Annotated in this window: 11 protein-coding genes; 6 read left to right on the top strand and 5 right to left on the bottom strand. The window is 33.2% G+C overall.

Translation table 11 applies throughout. The annotated features are described in order from the left end of the window. Window positions 1-146 precede the first annotated feature (146 nt). On the top strand, window positions 147-1286 hold the full coding sequence (locus HRU50_RS12315; RefSeq protein ID WP_296351392.1) for a cystathionine gamma-synthase: 1140 nt from the start codon (window positions 147-149) through the stop codon (window positions 1284-1286). A 72-nt stretch (window positions 1287-1358) separates the two neighbouring features. On the opposite strand, the gene HRU50_RS12310 is transcribed toward HRU50_RS12315, so the two are convergent. After that, complete coding sequence (locus HRU50_RS12310; protein WP_296351391.1) at window positions 1359-2120, bottom strand: glutamate dehydrogenase; 762 nt, start codon at window positions 2118-2120, stop codon at window positions 1359-1361. Window positions 2121-2368: 248 nt separating this feature from the next. Here HRU50_RS12310 and gdhA point away from each other — a divergent pair, with 248 nt between their 5' ends. From gdhA to HRU50_RS12290, 4 genes are all read left to right on the top strand, one after another. Continuing rightward, window positions 2369-3712, top strand: a complete 1344-nt coding sequence (gene gdhA / locus HRU50_RS12305) for an NADP-specific glutamate dehydrogenase (protein ID WP_296351390.1) — start codon at window positions 2369-2371, stop codon at window positions 3710-3712. Window positions 3713-3834: 122 nt separating this feature from the next. After that, on the top strand, window positions 3835-6222 hold the full coding sequence (locus HRU50_RS12300; RefSeq protein WP_296351389.1) for an ABC transporter substrate-binding protein: 2388 nt from the start codon (window positions 3835-3837) through the stop codon (window positions 6220-6222). Window position 6223: 1 nt separating this feature from the next. After that, a complete protein-coding gene (gene recO, locus HRU50_RS12295; protein WP_296351388.1) occupies window positions 6224-6943 on the top strand; it encodes a DNA repair protein RecO in 720 nt (239 codons plus the stop codon). Window positions 6944-6970: 27 nt separating this feature from the next. Then, window positions 6971-9400, top strand: coding sequence for a TonB-dependent siderophore receptor (locus tag HRU50_RS12290; RefSeq protein WP_296351387.1), 2430 nt, complete (start codon window positions 6971-6973; stop codon window positions 9398-9400). Here the strand turns inward: HRU50_RS12290 and HRU50_RS12285 are convergent, their stop codons facing one another. After that, window positions 9401-12868, bottom strand: a complete 3468-nt coding sequence (locus tag HRU50_RS12285; protein ID WP_296351386.1) for a lamin tail domain-containing protein — start codon at window positions 12866-12868, stop codon at window positions 9401-9403. 91 nt (window positions 12869-12959) lie between these two features. Between HRU50_RS12285 and HRU50_RS12280 the strand changes: the two genes are divergently transcribed. Further along, window positions 12960-13430: a regulatory protein RecX gene (locus HRU50_RS12280; RefSeq protein ID WP_296351385.1), complete on the top strand. Its 471-nt coding sequence runs from the start codon at window positions 12960-12962 to the stop codon at window positions 13428-13430. Between the two features lie 53 nt (window positions 13431-13483). Here the strand turns inward: HRU50_RS12280 and HRU50_RS12275 are convergent, their stop codons facing one another. From HRU50_RS12275 to HRU50_RS12265, 3 genes are all read right to left on the bottom strand, one after another. Further along, window positions 13484-13969, bottom strand: coding sequence for a DUF6646 family protein (locus HRU50_RS12275; RefSeq protein WP_296351384.1), 486 nt, complete (start codon window positions 13967-13969; stop codon window positions 13484-13486). 44 nt (window positions 13970-14013) lie between these two features. Further along, window positions 14014-14886 (bottom strand): cupin-like domain-containing protein, encoded by an 873-nt coding sequence (locus tag HRU50_RS12270; protein ID WP_296351383.1) that lies wholly within the window; start codon window positions 14884-14886, stop codon window positions 14014-14016. Window positions 14887-15206: 320 nt separating this feature from the next. Further along, a complete protein-coding gene (locus tag HRU50_RS12265; RefSeq protein ID WP_296351382.1) occupies window positions 15207-20075 on the bottom strand; it encodes a DNA repair ATPase in 4869 nt (1622 codons plus the stop codon). Window positions 20076-20219 lie beyond the last annotated feature (144 nt).

Here is a 20219-nt window from a genome sequence, read left to right as displayed (position 1 = left end):
AGCTAAAATAGATTGATGTTAAACAATAACTAAAGGTAAACTATAGATTTGAATACAACGAATTATGCTTTACTTTTGTTGCCTTATAAACGATTTTGTAAAGTGCTAGGCACTAATTCGTCTAAGGTTTTTTAATTATATAAACTATGAAATTCAACACAAAGACAATACATGGTGGTCAAGAACACGATCCGGCTTATGGTTCTGTAATGCCACCAATATATCAAACATCAACGTATGCACAATCTACTCCTGGCGGACATAAAGGATACGAATATTCAAGAACTCATAATCCGACAAGAAATGCCTTAGAGAATGCCTTTGCAAGCATAGAAAACGGTAACTATGGTTTGGCTTTCGGTTCTGGTTTAGCGGCAATTGATGCTGTTTTAAAATTGTTACAACCAGGTGATGAAGTTGTTTCTACAAATGACTTATATGGTGGAACGTACCGTTTGTTTACTAAAATTTATGAAGACTTTGGAATTAAATTTCACTTCATAGGCATGGAAAATGCCGAACGCATTGAAGATTATATCAATGAAAACACAAAACTTATTTGGGTAGAAACACCAACCAACCCAATGATGAATGTTATTGATGTTAAAGCAACGGCTAGTATTGCTAAAAAACATAACGTGCTTTTAGCCGTTGATAATACATTTGCTACACCATACTTACAACAACCATTAGAATTAGGTGCGGATATAGTAATGCATTCTGCTACTAAATATTTAGGAGGTCATAGTGATGTTGTTATGGGTGCTTTGGTTGTTAAGGACAAAGAATTAGCGGATAGACTTTATTTTATTCAAAATGCGAGTGGCGCGGTTTGTGGCCCACAAGATTCATTTTTGGTGTTAAGAGGTATAAAGACATTACACATCCGTTTGCAACGTCATTGCGAGAATGGTAGAGCAGTTGCTGAGTACTTGGCTAGTCATCCAAAAATTGAAAAAGTATATTGGCCAGGTTTTGAAAGTCATCCAAACCATGACATTGCAAAGTCTCAAATGAATGATTTTGGTGGTATGGTATCTTTTACAACAAAAGGAAACAACTACGATGAAGCTATAAAGATTGTTGAAAACCTAAAGATTTTTACACTTGCAGAATCTCTAGGTGGTGTGGAGTCATTAGCGGGTCATCCTGCTAGTATGACACATGCGAGTATTCCAAAAGAAGAACGTGAGAAAACAGGTGTTGTTGATTCTTTGATTCGATTAAGCGTTGGAATAGAAGACGAAGAAGATTTAATTGAAGATTTAAAACAAGCCATAGGATAAACCTTAGATAGAACATCTTGAAAAAAGAAAAGCCAAACGTAATGTTTGGCTTTTTTTATGCAGTGTTTTTTTTTAATCTAAGTAATAAATGTATCCAAAGTTCAGCCAAACCATCCAATCATTCGATTTGTTTGACGGTAATTGATGATTAAGGCCATCCGTCCAATCACTAAAGAAATATTGAAACCTTAAATCAACCATTAAATCAGATAATACTGTGAGTTTATATCTAGTACCAACACTAGATACTATTGACCATGTTGATCCTGATTCTGCATTGACAGATCCTGGCTCCCAAAACGAATAATAATTATTCGGGTTATTCTCATTTTGATCACCAAAGGTGGTTTCAACAGAAGGATTAAATGTGACGTAATGTGCTCCAAGACTTACAAAAGGAGCAAAAGAATATGCGCCAGCTGCGAAGGCTCTAATGCTTCTTGGGAAATACTCTAATTGCATACCCACATCCCAATTTTGGGCTTCACCGGTATGTGCTCTTAATTGATTAGCTTCTACAGTCGTTCTATCTGAGTCTACCCATTTTCCAAAATGGTTTAACGTTGTTTTATTCCAAGCTATTTCACTTCTTAGTTTAAAGTGGTCATTAAAATAAGTATCACTTGTGTAGCAATTACAGTCTGCGCGATAAGCAAAGTTGATATAATGTACGATGCCAATTCCAAAACCTGTATTTCCAGAATTTGTTTCAAAGTCATATCTCACACCAAAATCAGACATATAAGCCACTGGACCAGTAATTACACCAATTTCATGAGAGAATCCAAATTGTGCATACCCTAATTGCACCGATATTAACAATACTAAGGGCATAAGTAGTTTTTTAATCTTAACGTTCATGAAACTGTATAATTATTACGAAAGGCTAAACAAATATATGAAAACACGACTAACCACAAAATAAAACGGATGAAAGACACTTTTCTTGCATGTTTAAAATATTTACAATATCAACAGTGTGATTTAAAATAATATTGAGAATATCAAAAAAAACATACGTTAATTTTGAAGATAACGTATATTTGCAGTCAATAAACCACTATTTATTAACAATATTTTATATGAAAGATAAAATTGAAGAGTTTTTAGCACTAGTTGAAAAGCGCAACGGCCATGAGCCAGAATTCCTACAGGCAGTTCGCGAAGTTGCAGAAACAGTTATTCCGTATATCGTAAAGCACGATATTTATCATGGCAAAAACATTTTATTAAGAATGGTGGAGCCAGAACGATTAATTTCTTTTAGAGTTTCTTGGGTAGATGATTCTGGGGAAATACAAGTTAACAGAGGTTATAGAATACAAATGAACTCTGCAATCGGTCCTTATAAGGGTGGATTAAGATTTCATCCTACAGTAAACGCAAGTATTTTGAAGTTCTTAGCCTTCGAACAAGTGTTTAAAAATAGTTTAACGACACTACCAATGGGTGGTGGTAAAGGTGGTTCTGACTTTGATCCAAAAGGAAAATCAGATAACGAAATAATGCGTTTTTGTCATGCATTCATGACTGAATTATATAGACATATTGGACATAATACAGATGTACCTGCTGGTGATATTGGTGTAGGTGCTAGAGAGATAGGATTTATGTTTGGGATGTATAAAAAACTGAACAATACATTTACAGGCGTGTTAACTGGGAAAGGTCAATCTTGGGGTGGATCCTTAATTAGACCAGAAGCCACAGGTTATGGTACTGTTTATTTTGCAGAGAATATGTTAAGCACAAGTAATGACTCATTCCAAGGTAAGAATGTTGTTATTTCTGGTTCAGGAAACGTAGCACAATTTGCTGCGGAAAAATCTATTGAGCTAGGTGCAAAAGTATTAACACTATCTGATTCTGGCGGATATATTTATGATGAAGACGGTATTGATTCAGAGAAATTAGCTTTTGTAATGGATCTTAAGAATAACAGAAGAGGAAGAATTAGTGAGTACGCTGACAAATATCCTTCAGCAAAGTATTTTGAAGGAGAAAGACCTTGGTCTGTGAAGTGCGATATTGCCTTACCATGTGCAACTCAAAACGAACTAAATGGTGACGAAGCAAAACAATTAGTTGATAATGGTTGTATTTGTGTGTCAGAAGGAGCAAATATGCCTTCAACACCAGAAGCAATTCATGAATTCCATAAAGCTAGTATTTTATTTGCACCTGGAAAAGCTTCAAATGCCGGAGGTGTTGCAACATCTGGTTTAGAGATGAGTCAAAACTCATTACGATTGAGCTGGACAAGAAAAGAAGTTGATGAACGATTAAAAGAAATTATGAAAAACATTCATGATTCTTGTGTTGAATACGGAACAAATGATGATGGTTATATTGATTATGTTAAAGGAGCTAATATTGCAGGATTTGTAAAAGTTGCAGATGCAATGCTTGCTCAAGGTGTAATTTAAGAACCTTGTCCAATTTAAATATATAAAGCTTCTGTAAAACAGAAGCTTTTTTTGTTAGTAATTATATGATATCCCTGAGATTATCGTTAGTATTAAATATATTTGGACAAAGAATTAAATAAATGTTTTTAAGAGTCTTTAAGTTAATTGTATGCATTGTATTTATAACTACTCAAAGTTTTTCTCAGGATTTCTCTGCCTTATGGGAAGGACATTATTCATATAATGAAATAGTAGATGTTGTAGAAGGTAATAATAAAATTTATGCAGCAGCCGAAAGTGCTTTTTTTGAGTATGATGTATTGACGGGTAAGATAAGAACAATCACTACTGTTCAGGGGCTTTCAGGGGAAGAAATTACAACACTTTTATATAGTGAAGAATATCAATATGTAGTATTAGGTTATGAAACAGGTTTGATTGAAATATATTCAGAGATTGATGGTAGTGTCTTAACTGTGATAGATATTTTAGAAAAACAAAACATTACGCCAGCAAGAAAGCGAATAAATCACTTCTTCGAGCATGAGGGTTTGGTTTATATTTCTACTGATTACGGTGTTTCTGTATATGATTTGAATGCATTAGAGTTTGGGGATACTTATTTTTTAGGAAATGGTGGTGCGCAAATAAATGTAAATCAAGTTACAATATTCAATAACGATATTTATGTCGCATGTTATAGTGCTAACGGATTGAAAAAAGCAAGTTTAGACAACCCCAATCTTGTAGATTTCGAACAGTGGCAAACATTTATAGGTGGAAATTTTGCAACCGTAAATGTAATTAATAATAAAATTTACGCGATTAGATTAAATAGAACGCTTGTAGAAATTGATGGTACTCAGATAAATTCACTTTTTGTATTTGAACAATTACCGACAGATACATCGGTGAATACATCACATTTTGTAGTCAGTACTGCTAATGCTATATATGTATATGATCCTAATATCCAGTTAGTAAATATTTTTCAGCCAAATGATTTGTTCGAAACTTCCTATACTTCAGCTGTCGAGTTCGATGGTTTTATATATATGGGATCAGAAGATTTAGGTGTATTAAGAAGTTCATTAATTGATAATACTTTGTACACAGAGATTAAGCCAAACGGACCGTTATTAAATAGTCCTTTTCGAATAGATGCAGAAACCGAAAACGTTTGGGTAACATATGGTGAATTTTCAGAATCGCTCAACCCATATCCATTGAATTCAAGAGGTGTTAGTTATTTTGAAGATAATGAATGGCAAAGTATACCTTTTGATAGCCTTCAAGGAACAAGAGAATTGAATAGAATAGCTCCTAATATATTCAATCCTAATCAAGTCTTTATAAGTTCTTTTATTGACGGTATGCTAGAGATGAACAATTTTGAATCTACATTTCAGTTTAATGAATCAAATAGTGGTTTAGAATCATTGAGTCTCCCCGGGAATCCAAATTATATTGATGTAAGAATATCTGGTTTAGAATTTGATAACTCTGGTCGATTATGGGTTTTAAATAGCAGAGTAGACAGTGCTTTAAAAAGCTATGATCCTAATTCAGGTAGTTGGCAATCTTATAGCTTTTCTTCAATCATCAGTGATGCTTTTAATGACGAATTTGGTTTTTTTGATTTAGATATTGATCGCAATGGTACAAAATGGATTGGCTCGTATTCCAATGGTCTTATAGCTTACAATGAAAGCAACGGAAGTAATCCCATAAGAAATATGAATGCTGAAAGTCAAAACATTCCGCCATTTAGTCGTTTTACGACTGTAGCAGTTGATAATAATAACCAATTATGGGTAGGAATGACAAAAGGATTACGTGTGCTATTTAATACGGGTGGTTTTTTTGAGGACCCTAATCCTATTTTAAGATCTATAATTATTTTAGAAGATGGTATTCCAAAGGAATTGTTGGCTGGGGAGTCTATTTTAGATATTGAAGTTGATGGTTCTAACAATAAATGGGTAGGCACAGTAGATTCTGGTGTTTTTTGTTTTTCTCCTGACGGTCAAAATACTATTTATCATTTTACAACAGACAACTCGCCATTACCTTCCAACTCTATAAATGATATATCTATTGATTCTAATAATGGTATTGTTTATATAGCTACTGTGAAAGGGCTTTTGTCATTTAGAGCTGGAGGATCAAAAACGGAAGACACTTTAGAAAATGCATTTGTTTATCCCAATCCAGTAAGACCAGAATATGATCTTTTAGGGTCTAATGATCTCAATGATATCAATAAAGGCATAAAGATAAGTGGATTAACGGAAGATGTAAATATTAAGATAACTGATGTAGAAGGTAATTTAGTGGCTGAGGCACAGTCTAATGTTAATAGAAGAGCCTCAAGCGCTAATTATAATTTTGCCATTGATGGTGGAACAGCAATATGGAATGGTAAAAACTTAGCAAATTCAGTGGTGCAATCTGGTGTGTATTTAGTTATGATTTCAGACCTAGATTCTTTTGAAACTAAAGTTTTGAAAGTCTTAATTGTGAGATAGTATGCTTACCAAAAACCAGAGCATAGTTCTTTCAAGGTTAAAATATAGAGATTATGATCTCATTGTAAAGTGTTATACACTTCAAAGAGGTGTTGTAAGTTATATACTTCGTGGTGTTTTAAAGTCTAAAAGAGGTCAGTCAAAAACGGTTTATTTTCAACCTTTATCTCAACTTTTAATAGAAGAAAATTATAAACCAAATCAAACGTTACATTCTATTAAAGAAGCAAAGTTGAATTACATTTATTCATCACTTCATACCGATATTTTTAAAAGTTCTATTGTAATGTTTCTCTCTGAAGTGTTATCCTTGGTATTGAAGGAAGAAGAACAGAATGCAGAATTATACAATTATTTAGAGACTTCATTTCAATATTTAGATAATGAAGATCAATTTTCAAACTTTCATTTATTGTTTCTGTTAAGGCTCACTAGATATTTAGGTTTCTACCCTGAAAGATCTAACAATGAGTTTTTATTTTTCGACCTTCAATCAGGTATATTTACCAATACTAATAATGGTATTTATACGATTTCAGGTGACAATTTAACATTGCTTAATCAGCTTTTAGGCATAAATTTTGATGCCCTACATACACTGAAAATTAATGGAAAACAAAGACAAGCTTTTTTAAGCATGTTATTGTTTTATTTTGAGTTACATTTGGAAGGTTTTAAAAAACCAAAATCACTTAAAGTACTCAACGAAGTATTTCGTTAAGAATCATAATCAAAGCTCTTGTTGTAGATGCGTGTAAAGGTGGCGTTTAAGAATTTTTATCTCTTAGTTTTATTTCTTTTTGTTCAGTTGAGTTTTTCTCAAGTAGTTACTGTACTAGATAAAGATACCAATGAACCAATACAGGATGTTGCAATTTACAATTTAAAAAAGACGAAGTATCTTGTTACCGATGCTAAAGGTAAAGCAGATTTAAAAAGATTTAACCTAAATGAGGTGGTCATTTTTCAAAACCTTTTATTCAATAAGCTTCAAATTGCAAAGTCAGAAATCATATCAAATTCTAATATTATTTTCTTGCAGCCAAAAGTTGAAGGTTTAGAACAAATTGTTATTTCAGCTTCGAGATTTGAGCAAAGCAAACGCGATATTCCACAGTCCATAATAAATATAAGTGCTCGCGATATTGTTGTTGCAAACCCACAAACTAGTGCAGACTTATTAGACAATACAGGAAATGTTTTTATTCAAAAAAGTCAGCTTGGTGGTGGAAGTCCTATGATTAGAGGTTTTTCTACTAAACGATTATTGATTACTGTTGATGGAGTAAGGATGAATAATGCCATATTTAGAGGAGGAAATCTTCAAAATGTGATATCTATAGATCCATTGTCAATTAATAATACTGAAGTTACACTCGGTGCTGGTTCAGTGGTTTATGGTAGTGATGCTGTTGGTGGTGTAATGAGTTTTTACACTAAAAAGCCTCAATTGTCATATAAGGATGAGATGTTTTTACAAGTTAATACACTTGGAAGATATGCTAGCGCAAATAATGAGTTAACGGGTCATTTTGATTTAAATCTTGGATATAAGAAATGGGGTTTTTTAACAAACGTAAGTTTCTCTAGTTTTGATGATCTCAAAATGGGTAGTCATGGACCAAATGAATATCTGAGGCCTAATTATATTATAACTCAAAATGGTGAAGATATTTTAGTGTCTAATCCTAATCCTAAAATTCAAAAACCAACTGGATATAATCAATTAAACTTAATGCAAAAAGTACATTACGAGCCTTCAGATAATTTACAATTTGATTTGGGTTTGTATTATACATCCACGACCGACTATCCACGATATGATAGATTACTTCGACCTAGAGATGACATGTTACGTTCTGCAGAATGGCAATACGGACCTCAACGTTGGTTTATGAGTAGTTTTCAAGTCACAAAAACCAGCAGTAGTTCTAGTTTTTATGATCAGATACAAACAACCTTAGCATATCAAAATTTTCAAGAAAGTAGAATTGTTAGAGAATATCAATCTCCATTAAGAGAAACCAGAGAGGAAAATGTCGATGCGCTATCCTTCAATCTCGATTTAGAGAAAAGATTAAGTAGAAAAACATCTTTGTTTTATGGATTGGAGTATTTGTTTAATCTTGTAGGTTCAGAAGGAAAAGAAGAGAATATTGACGCCAATACAAGTGTTCCTAATGTTACAAGATATCCAGATGGTTCAACTTGGCAGTCAATGGCAGCATATGCCAGCCTTAAGTTTAAACCTAGCAAAGAATTTGTATTTCAAACAGGATTAAGATATAATCAAGTGATTACAAAGGCGGATTTTATAGAAAATAATGCATTTTTAAATCTACCCTTTAACGATTCTGAAGTGAATACGGGTGCACTTACTGGTACGGCTGGTATAACATGGTCACCGAGCGATATGATTCAATGGAAACTTAATGCTTCAACTGCATTTAGAGCACCAAATATTGATGATATAGGTAAGGTTTTTGATTCCGAACCTGGATCTGTTGTAGTGCCTAATAACAACTTGAAACCAGAATATGCATATAGTGGTGAATTAGGATTAAAGTTAAATTTTAATGATAAAGTCATTTTTGATCTTGGTACATACTATACATTCTTAGACAATGCGCTTATTACAAGAAACTTTGTTTTAAATGGGGAAACAGAAATTATATATGATGGGGAGTTGAGCACCGTACAAGCCATTCAAAATGCATCGAAGGCATGGATTTACGGTTTTGAAGCTGGGGTTGAAGTAAACTTCAATGAGAAATTAAAACTACGTTCACAATACAATATTATTGGGGGTACAGAGGAGAATAATGGCATTGAAGTACCAGTTAGGCATGTGGCACCAAGTTTTGGTAGAACACATTTAATCTGGAAAAACGAAAAACTGTTGTTTGACGCTTTTTTAGTTTACAATGGTGAACTTTCATTTAATGAACTGGCACCATCAGAATTATCAAAAGATTATCTATATGCAAGAGATGATAATGGTAATCCTTATTCGCCTTCATGGTACACTATGAATATGAGAGCTCAATATACCTTTAGTGAAAAGCTGTCGTTAGTTGCAACCTTAGAGAACATTACAGATCAAAGATATAGACCATATTCTTCAGGTATAGCTGCTGCTGGTAGAAATTTTATTCTTGCATTAAGATATGCGCTTTAACTACTGTTGTTTAACAATTTTTCTACTTAAGACTTGTCCATTAGACAGTGTTACTCTTGCGATATAATTAGCTCTATTTAGCTGCAAGTCGTAAATTTCAGAAGAACTATTCGCATCTAGATTATAGAGGCTTCTTCCTAAAATATCTAATATTTCTACATTTGTGATGTTAAAGTTTCTACTTACTTTAAATTGAAGGTCTCCATTGTTCTGTTCAATGATTTTCAATTCCGCATTTTGCATTAACTCATCATTTGTAGATAAGGTTGTATTCTGAAATACAATTTCGAAACGAGAATTAAATTCACCTGTATTTGATGTAAATGAGTAGTCTGAATCTTTAAGGTTATGAATAATGTTTAATAGGTTGTCTTTGATATAGATTTTATTTGCAGTCATAAAACTACCTTCAAATTGAATTAATGAAATGGTGTAGATTGTAGCTTCGTTAATATTTGTCACATAGCCTAAATCCACCACTTCATCTATATCTAAATCTGAAATGGATTTCCCTTGAATTCCGAATTTTCTGCTTTCTCCAGCAATGTTAGAGTATAAAGCAGTATGTACGCCATTGTTAATGTTTTTAGGTGCGTCAAAGATATAACCATCAAAGTTGGATGTTGCGTTATTTGTATAACCCACTAATATTTGACTAAAAGCACCATTATCGGTCGTTAGATTAAGCCAATACCTCTCAACAGTAGTGTTAGAATTTCTATAAAACTGATCGTTATTACCAGTCGATCTCATAGAGTTATTGAAAACCACATTGCTTTGCGCAATATCACCAGTAGTTGAATCAGGTGTTACAGCATCACTCATCGCTACAAAAAATCCTTGGCCAGATGCTACATAACCATTAGGTACACCTTGAGATGTGTTGCCTTCAGTGCCGCCCATATAATTTAGAATAGCATAGTCCGATTGTGCAAAATTAGATACTTGGTTTCCGTTATTATTAGCATTTGCTTGGCTAACATGCGACCATAAATAAATAGCACCTTTAATAGCTCCGTTAACGTTCAATTCTTGAGCGTTTTCATTAAAGAAGTCAGCAGCATTAATTGCAGATGGATATGGGTTACCGATAAAATTCCAGTTGTTATCATTTAATTCAGAGTCATTTCTATAAACAGGAACATTATAGATTCCATTGTTAAAATAACCTTCGAAGGTGTATTGATATTGGCCAGGGAAAAAGAAGATTAAAGGATTGTGTGTAGAAGCATATCCAACACCAGGCGTCATAACTTCTGCACCACCAACAGGTATCCATACATTAGCATCATCATCAATATTATCTTGGCCAGGAGCGGTTGCACCGTTATTGTTAGTTTCTGCTGTTGCATCTAAGAAATTTACTCCGTTAAATTTAAATCTACGAGAAGGATTACTGTCTGTTAACCCATTAGCTATTGTTGTATTTGCAGTAGGTGAACTCCAATAAGTGTATTCGTTAGCCGTATTCATAATGGCCGTTACTTTTGTAACTAAAATATTACCAGTTCCTAATACTGTAGCTAAATCATTAACTTGAACAACAGATCCCCTAGTTGATACATTGATATCACCATCAGCAATAATATCATTCTGAATTTGGATATAAGTATCATTCTGAACGTTTAGATTAAAACCAGCATTAACAGTTAGGCTACATGCGCTGAAACTGACTTCTAATCCGCCTCCGGCCGTATCAAAATTTCCGTTAATAATGACACTGTCAGAAAGTGTTGGCGGTGTATTTTGTGCGGTACCATCATTCCAATTCCAATTTGTGCCGTCCCAAGTTACTGTGCTAGAAGTTGTACTGATAGCATTACTAGCAATAGAACAGGTGGCATCTTCAGTTACTTCACAATAAAATTGATATCCATTTAAGTCTATACCAGAAATAAATAAGGCATTGGTAGTTTCACCTGTTACGGTAGCTGCAACAAACGCTGCTGGTGTAACATCCAACCAATTAGTAGTTGAACCGTCGTTGTATTTCCATTGGTATGTTAGTGTGCCGCTATTTCCAGCCGCAGCCATGATAGAAATTGATACGTCAAGGCATCCATTGACAATGGTTGGTTGACTTGTTATTGTTGGATTTCCAAGAATAACTATTGAGTAATTTCCTAAATCACTCGAATCTTCTGTTCCGTTTCCAACCCATTCTGAAGCATCAAAATTAGGGTTTGGTCCTGTAATATTGGTGTTTCTCAAATAAGAAAAGCCTGCCGCACCTGTCACAGAATCATCGTGCCAATCATCAACAACTGTATTTGTAGAAGAAAACACCAACTCTAAACGGTCATCATCATTAAATCCACTTGTATTTGTAAATATAAAATCTGGTGTAATACCATCAACATCGCTATCATTACTTACTTTTCCAATCAACACATCACCATCATTTATATTGATTGCTGGGAAGTTGTATGTAAAAGTGACTGCACCACCAAGAGTAGCGTATCTGTCAATTTCATATTCTGATAAGTCTATTGTAGCTCCAGTTCCATTATATAATTCGATATAACCTAAAGAACCACTTGAAGAATCGTAAACCTCAGAAATTATTAAATCATTAAATGGACTAGAACAAGTGCCAGTGAATTCTGTTACTGTAAAATTTGAACTTGTTTCTGTACAACTTGACTCTATTACAGATATAGAACCAGTAGCAGTATTTGGTACAGTCGCTATTAAAGTATTATTATCAACAAACTGAGTTGTAGTAGCTGCTATACCATTAAAATAAGCAATGCTAGTAGCAGTGAAGCCGCTTCCAATTATTGTAACTTCAGTGCCTTCAGGACCTTCTATTGGTGAAAAACTAGTAATTGAGTGGCTGCATGCCACAGGAGGTGTTCCGTTTAGAATAATTTCGTCTATGGCAAATTCTTCACCATCGGCGTTTGCTGTTATTGATAATCTTAAATCTAATAAATTTCCTGTTCCTGTAATGTTGGCGTTAACATTTTGAAATATTGTACTTAACGTTATTGAGCCATTTGTAGCATCTGAATTGGTTCCTGTTCCATTAAAAACAATAATACTATTGTAACCAGAACCATCAATATTTACCTCAAAAGTTATGTTGTCTGCAGCATCGAACGCCCCAGTATCGGCTGCTAAATCAACACTTAATGTTAAATTGCTATAACCAGATATATCAATATTTGACCAAGTAAGTGTTCTGGTTGCAGAACCGCCATTACCATCTAAATCTTCTCCAATTAAATATGTATTTGTATTTCCAGTGTATGTAGGTATTCCTGTTGTTACGGGACTTCCATCGTAATCATCTGAAATTCCTAGTGGATCAAATATTCCAAAATAGTCGTCAGGACCATCAGTAAAAAAATTTTCACTTTTTGTAAAACCAGAATCATCGTTAAAAGATTCTGTTAGGATTTGACTAAAAACGAAAGGAAAAAATGTTAGGCTGAAGACAATTGAGAAAAAGTAATTTCTTTTCATAAAGTGGATTAATTAACTGATTACAAAAGTATTGTATGTTAACGTTAACAAAGATGCATTTTAAATTATCAAATTATTATATTTTTAGAGCTTGAATCTACAAAGAACATATACTGTCGATGAAGCGCAAAGGAAGCTTGAGAATTATTGTGCTTATCAGGAGCGCTGTCATAAAGAAGTGAAGACTAAACTTTTGGAAATGAGAATGATTCCTGAGGCCATTGATCAAATTGTGGTGCATCTCATTCAAGAGAATTATCTTAATGAAGAGCGGTTCGCCAAAGCATTTGTATCAGGTAAATTCAGGATAAAAAAATGGGGTAAAAATCGAATTATTAGAGAGCTCAAATTCAAGGAAATTTCAAAATGTAGCATAGAAATTGCTTTAAATGAAATTAAGGAAGAAGACTATCTTAATACCTTAGACGATTTAATTTTGAAGCGCATAGATCAAATTAACGAACAGAATAAGTTTAAGAAGCGAAAAAAAGTTGCCGATTATCTACTTTATCGCGGCTGGGAATCTCACCTTATCTATGAAAAGATAAATGATTATATATAAAAAAGCCTTTTCAACAATTTATTGAAAAGGCTTCTAATTTTTTTATTAGCTAATTATAGATTAAAACTAGCACCTACATTTATAGTAAATTGGTTGTAAAATAAATCTACTTGATCATCATACTTAGCAAACGGAAACGCTGCTTCGGTATAAATACCAAAACCATCTGAGAAGAAATATCTCGCACCCAAGTGACCACCAAAATTCTTTAAACTTAAGCTGATTCCTGGGTAAAAATCGAAATTATCATCGATATTTAAAACGCTTCCAAGATTAGCGTTAAATCTTGCTTTTAAGTCAAAACGATCACCAAAATCTGCAGCATCAGCTAAGATGTCATCCATGCCTAATGCATATGAAGTAGAGACACCAACAGAGATGTTATCTCCTAAACCATAATCAAATGTGAAGTTAACACCAGTCGCTTCATCTTGAAAATTAGCACCAATTTGAAGTTTTTTATCTCCTTTACCTTCAAATACTTGGGCGCTTGCGAAAGAAAACGAGACTAATGTTATTAATAAGAATAAATTTTTCATAAGTATAATTAATTTGAGAGGCCAAATATATTAAAGTTTTAAATTCAAACCTCTTGTTGCAGTGTTTTATGAGTATTGATTATTGCTTTTTGGTTTTTCCAATCTATCCATTTTTGTCCTCTAATACGTCTCATAATGTTGTCATAATTTCGCATTAAGAATACATTGTATATAGCCTTACCTAGATTTTTTGGATTTCTGGCAATAGCTCTTAAACTCATAGAAAACCCTGGTGTAATGTAGCGCATGTAATGCCAGTAACCTTCAGGCATATATAACACTTCACCATGATTTAAGTTGCAAATCCAACCTTTAGCATGTTTTAATGCAGGCCATTTTTCAAAATCAGGATTATGAAAATCAATATCTTCTCTTGTAATTAGAGAATGTGGAATTTTATATAAATACTTATTCTGTTTTTGATCAAATAAGATGCATTGTTTTTTACCTTCAAAGTGAAAATGGAAAATATTGGCTAAATCAATATCATAATGCATAAAAGTGTGGGATTCTTTTCCACCAAAAAACAACATCGGAAGTCCTTTCATTAATCGTAATCCAAAATCTGGATATTTAAAGTCTTTTTGTAGTTGTGGGACTTCTTTTAATATATTCCAAAGAAAGATTCTGAATTTAGTAGGCTCTCGTTTGAGTAAATCTACATATTCGCTCATTTTCATTGTGGCATGAGCTTCGTTAAAACCTTCTTTGTAATCTACAGGTCTGTCATCATATAATGGTACAGTTTTATCACCTGCAACAGTTTTCATGTAGTCAAGACTCCATTTCTTGTATGCCGGCCAATCTTCAATACAATTTTCTATAACCACCGGTTTTTGTGGTTTGAAATAGTTTTTTATAAAATCAGCTTTAGAGATTGTTTTAACTCGTGGTATGTCTTGTAGGTTCAATTTCAAATCTTCCTGAGTTTAGATATCAAAGTTAATAAAACGTTACTAAAGTTTGGTTATTGTTAATTCAAAGACTAAATCATACCATAGATGTGATCAACTTATATTTTAGAATTGTAACTGTATATTTAGACCAGGAATTTCAAATTTTAATATGAATAGATTTAAAGTATTTCTTCTATACCCTAATAAGAAGCCCATTTTTAGAATGCTGAAAGAGGTTTTAGAAACTTTGAAATAGGGTAAATATCACATTGAGCGCTAGTCGAAATGTATTAGTCAACTACCGCTGAAAAATGACATAACTAATTATTAACTATTAGTTTTTATTTTTCTAAAAACCCTTTTCTAAGAATCTCTTTTATGCCTTCAATATTATCTGTGAAGTCTGCCATTTGAGCAATAATTTGAGACATTTGGTTTTGTCCACCAAGACTATTTAGCTTGTTGTTTTTAGCGAAAATTGCTTTAATAGCTTCCCAACGCTGCAGTTCTTCTTCAGTTAAAGAATTACTTAATTCCTTATACTTTAAAAGATTGGCTTCTGCAGCACTCGTTAAGGTTTGTGATTCATTTTCGTAGTGGGATAATAATACAGTTTGCAATTCTTTGTCATCCATAATTGGGACGACTTTGGCAACCAATTTATTCATGTCTCTGTACGATCCTTGTAACTTAAAACTAGGTTCGGTACGATAGCTATCTTCCATACCAGCACTAGTAATATAAGTTTCATTGACCTTAAGAACAGTATCTCTTAATGTTATCACTTTTTCTAAAACAGAAACATAATCAGCAATTTCCTGATTGCTATGATTTCCTTTAAGTTCTGCATCTGCCAAATTGTTTTCTACACGGTCAATTAAGGTGTATACATCATCAAAGTATTTGGCACTTAATTGTTGCAAAACAGGATTACTTGTTAATGCATTTTCGATAAGACTTAACTTAAATAAGTGTGCTGTATCTCCAATAATATCACCTAAATTATAGATGTCTGCACGGTTGGCAAGCATATCTGGAATTTGGAATTTCTCTCCGCTTTCAGTGTATGGATTACCAGCCATAATTACACAAAACTTCTTACTACGTAAATCGTAGGTTTTTGGTTTACCTTCAAAAACACCTTCAATTTTACGTGTACCATCAGATAGACTGATAAATTTTTGAAGAAACTCAGGATTACAATGTTGAATATCGTCCAAATATAACATCACATTGTCACCCATTTCAAAAGCCAGATTAAGCTTTTTAAGTTCTTCTCTTGCTGCTGAGTTGTTAGCTGCTTCTGGGTCTACAGAAGTGACTTCATGACCAATTGCTGGGCCATTAATTTTCATAAAAATTAATCCAAGTCGATTGGCTACATATTCCATCAAGGTGGTTTTACCGTAACCTGGTGGTGAAATCAGTAACAACATGCCCATGCGGTCTACACGTTTTGTGTCACCAACAGTTCCTAATTGTTTGGCTAGATTATCACCAATTAATGGAAAATAAACTTCGTTTATCAGTTTGTTTCTTACGAAAGAACTTAATACTCTAGGTTTAAACTCATCGAGTCTCAATTGTGCTTTAAGCTGCTCAATAACCTCATGTTTCGCTGTTCTAAATGCAGAAAACGCAGGAACTTTAACGGTATTAAAATGTTTTAATTCACTTGAGAATTTATGATAACTAAAACTATATGTGCCATTGATAATACTCGAATGCACACCTTTTAAGGTTTTGATTTCTGTTTCTGCAACTGCCGAATTTGATGCTGCATTGTTTTTATATAGAATACAAGCTACACATTCATTAACATAAGGCACTAATTCAACTTCATTGGCTTTTGCAAAAGCTGCAACCCAATGATTTACCAATTCTATGCGGTCTTTTTGAGATGTTGTAGCTTCTAAACGTTCTCTAAATTTACTCGTTACTTTTTGAGAATTTAGCGTTTTTTCAAAGGCATTTTTTAAAGCTATAGCTTCACTGCTGACTGTAAAGGTGTCATTATCTTTTAATTCATTAAACAGATATTCAGCAATAGATTGCGCTATTTTCTCATCCTCAATATGTCTACTTTCTAGAATGTCTTTAGACAGTTCTTCAATAATAAAGTCATACTCTTTACTCTCAGGGAAAACAGCTAAAACTTCACCTGCGCTTTTTAAAACATGATTGTATTCCGTTGAGCACTCTTCCGACAGGTTATTCCAGAAAAATTGTGCTTCAGCTCTAATATTTGGTTGATAGATTAATAAATCTAATTCCTTATGTTTTTGCAATAAAACTTTAAGGAATTGAATAGCATCATAGTCATGCACACCTTTTACATAACCACCAGAATAATCACCACTGATAAAATCTTGAACATGTTTTAATAGTTCATCTGCATTGAAGCTTAATAAAGCCTTTTCATCACCATTTGTAAATATATTATACGCTAAATAAGCTGCTCTATAAACATTTTGGTCTTCAGAAATAAGCTCTTGATTCCAAATATCTTTTGAGTTGTTCAGAATGTCGTTATCTAACTTTTGATAAAAATCGGTTCCTGTTAGATGATAGTATAATTCATCATCTTTAAAAACTATAGTAATGTCTAGTTGCTGCTTGTTAACCCCAAACTTATGTTTACCAAGTTTAATGATGTTATCGCCATCTTCATAAAGTTCGTTGCGGTCTTTTAATTTACGCAAGGCATCTTCACGAGCTACTTTAAGCGCAGTTTCTATAGCTTCAGATTTACCAATATCACCTAAATCTTTAAGTTGACTTATGATGTCTCGCACTTTATTAATCATAAGGTCACTTGCAAAATAGCCATTGATAGCTGCTATATTGTCTAAAGATTCCGCTTTTTTCTGTCCGCCTTTTATAATACGTTGTGCTGCATTTTGAAGCGCGATAGTCTTTTTGTTTCGAGCTTCAATAAGACTAGATTTGCGATTATCAAACGCCGTATAGACTTCTTCTCGTTTTTCTATGATTTGAGTAATATACTCTTCGAAATCTGAAAACTTACCTTCTAATTCTTCGAGTTGAATAGAAACTTTAGTTAAGAATTCGTCACATTTTTCTGGAGTGTTGGAAATATCAATATAGTTAATGATACTTTGGTCAATAAGCTTAAGTTGTGCTGTAAAATCGGCTTGTGCTTCTTTCTTTCCAACGGCTTTTAACTTGTTTTTTATTGCAGCCTTCACCTGATTTATGGTTGCAAAAATCAAAGAAATATTTTCGATGATTTTTGTTGAATGCGACGTGTCTTCAATATCTAGATTGGACACGATATCAATTAGCAATTCTAAATCTTCAGCAATTTTATTGACCTCTTCTTCTAAAGCTTTGATATCAATAACCTTTCTTAAAGCATCTAATGCCTTTTGCTTTTCGGCAATAGCATTGTGATACGGTTCTAGAGCTTTGTCATCTAGTAAAAAGGTTGTAGCACGTCTAGAAATTGTGTCATTTTGCTCTACAATTTGTGCTTCAATATTTTTTATAAACTCATAGTCTACATAACGAACTTCATATAAACCAATGGTTTCACCTCGCAACGTTCGCAGTTGAGTCAGTAACTCAACAAAATCATTGATGGTTTTAAAAGACGTACTTTTTACTTTACTGAATAATGCTTCAGACTTTTTTGAAATTGAAACTGTTTCTTGCTCAGCTTGTCTGCGTAATTGCTTAACTTTTTCAAACTCATCAATAGCAGCATTAGATGCTTTATTGATTTCAGCTAATGGCAAATTGAGTTGTTGGGTTTCTTCTTTTGCAATCCAGTAATAGGAATCTAAGATGTCTTTTGAAGCATTAGCAATATCATCATATAAACCGTCATAACTATCTTCTTTATTTAATAAAGTGATAAGCTCGTTGGTTTCTGCCATTGCTTTCACAATGTCCTTATTTCCTATTTTGAACAATAAAGTATCTTCATGTTCAGAAGGCATAATATCTCCATTGAGATAAGGTGTTTGCCAAATTTGCATCATATGATGCTTGGTTTGCTCATCTTCGGTACGGAAATAACATAACTCACCTTTTTCTAAAATGGTAAATCCGTTACAAACGATAGGTGTTTTTACTTCTTGTTCAATAACATTATATGACATCAACACGTAAACACTATCATTTGGGTCATAAAAGACATACAAATGGTCTTCACCATTTGGTGAAGTTATTTTCTGTTGAAATTTTAACTCATAAGTACTGTTTGAAAACACATTGTACTCACCAGTTTGCAGATAGTAACCACTTGGAAAAATAATACCTTGGTCATCTGGAAGCAATACAGCAGATTGTGCTATAGAATTAATTTTTTCTACAACTTTTAGTTTGTGGTTATACACAAAATATCGTGGTGCTTCTTGAAATGGTTTTATCTCTAAAACAATAAGATTTCCTAAATCTGCATAACGATATTGCCCATCATCTAAAGTTTGGTCTTTATATTCTACATCTTCATCGTATATGCCTTTACCATTGTCAGTATTATCTTCTACCTTAATGGTTAAATCGCCACCAATAGTTTCTACAAATACCTTATCTAAAATTGAAACATGGGCATGTGTGCCATGACGTTGGTTATCTCTACCAGCTTCTATCCAAACAAAATCGTATTGTTCTGGATACCGATATTCGTGGTCACTACGATTGTCTACATATTGTAGTGTATTACCTTTTATGAGCCATTTAAAGGTTTTAATATCTGTTACCGATTCACTAAGTTGAAACACCATGTGAAGGTAATTACCAATAATAGCAAACTTTGAAAAAATAGTATTGCGATAGTACTTATATAGATTCTCAAAATCGTTGATAAAAACTGGGTCATCAATGAGTGTTAATCCTGAAGTACTTTCTTTAAATCCTAAGGTTTCGCCATTTCTTTCAAACTCATAAACACTAAAAACATCACTCAAGGAAATAGACGTACGTAAGCCAAAATGAACATTATAACCGAAAAGACTCAGATTACCAATGGATACTATATCTCTGGCAATACAGTTGTTTTCTGTATTGATGCGGTCATTAGCAATGAGTTGCGTTTCTAAAGACCCGAAGACCTTTTTGCGCTCTTCATTGAGTAAGTGTAAACGATTTTGTAAATCGTTTTTTTGCTTTAGTAAACGACTCTGGATTATTTCATAGGTTCCAGAATCTAAAGCTATATGATTATCAGTTTGGTTGTCTGCCATTTTTTATAAAAGTTTTACTCTATACATCGAGATTAAAATAGTCTTAGGTTAGTTTCAAAATCAAAATGGATTTATCACTTTTACCTTAGTAGTTTGTATTAGGCTTTTTTAGAAGTTTTATGTTCCTGTCATTTCGAGCGTAGT

Source organism: Winogradskyella sp. (genome assembly GCF_013213835.1).
GTDB lineage: Bacteria > Bacteroidota > Bacteroidia > Flavobacteriales > Flavobacteriaceae > Winogradskyella.
This window is presented reverse-complemented; position numbering and strand designations above follow the sequence as displayed.

Excerpts from the sequence above, each read along its gene's own strand:
- HRU50_RS12315 (WP_296351392.1), top strand. The coding sequence starts at position 147 with ATGAAATTCAACACAAAGACAATACATGGTGGTCAAGAACACGATCCG.
- gdhA (WP_296351390.1), top strand. The coding sequence starts at position 2,369 with ATGAAAGATAAAATTGAAGAGTTTTTAGCACTAGTTGAAAAGCGCAAC.
- HRU50_RS12275 (WP_296351384.1), bottom strand. The coding sequence starts at position 13,969 with ATGAAAAATTTATTCTTATTAATAACATTAGTCTCGTTTTCTTTCGCA.
- HRU50_RS12310 (WP_296351391.1), bottom strand. The coding sequence starts at position 2,120 with ATGCCCTTAGTATTGTTAATATCGGTGCAATTAGGGTATGCACAATTT.
- HRU50_RS12290 (WP_296351387.1), top strand. The coding sequence starts at position 6,971 with ATGCGTGTAAAGGTGGCGTTTAAGAATTTTTATCTCTTAGTTTTATTT.
- HRU50_RS12300 (WP_296351389.1), top strand. The coding sequence starts at position 3,835 with ATGTTTTTAAGAGTCTTTAAGTTAATTGTATGCATTGTATTTATAACT.
- HRU50_RS12265 (WP_296351382.1), bottom strand. The coding sequence starts at position 20,075 with ATGGCAGACAACCAAACTGATAATCATATAGCTTTAGATTCTGGAACC.
- recO (WP_296351388.1), top strand. The coding sequence starts at position 6,224 with ATGCTTACCAAAAACCAGAGCATAGTTCTTTCAAGGTTAAAATATAGA.
- HRU50_RS12285 (WP_296351386.1), bottom strand. The coding sequence starts at position 12,868 with ATGAAAAGAAATTACTTTTTCTCAATTGTCTTCAGCCTAACATTTTTT.